Annotated in this window: 1 protein-coding gene; it reads right to left on the reverse strand. The window is 74.0% G+C overall.

Going from position 1 to position 246, the window contains the following annotated elements:
- Positions 1-246: enolase C-terminal domain-like protein (locus tag KUM03_RS32145; protein ID WP_302185918.1), on the reverse strand; the 246-nt coding region annotated here is incomplete at both ends.

The following is a 246-nucleotide window of genomic DNA, read 5'->3' on the forward strand; positions in this document are numbered from 1 at the left end:
GGTGGCCGACAGGCCGGCGACCTCCAGTACGCCCGTGATGCCGCCGCAGCGGGTGACGTCGGCCTGGAGGCAGTCCACGGCCGGCCCGTCGGTGAGGTTGGCGAAGTCCTGGGCGGTGAAGGCGTACTCCCCCGCGGTGACCTCCAGACGGGCGGGCCCCCGGTCCCGGAGCATGCGCAGACCCTCCAGGTCCGCGGAGCCGACGGGCTCCTCGAACCAGCGCACGTCCCACTCGTCGTGGAACCG

Source organism: Streptomyces sp. AC602_WCS936 (genome assembly GCF_019049125.1).
GTDB lineage: Bacteria > Actinomycetota > Actinomycetes > Streptomycetales > Streptomycetaceae > Streptomyces.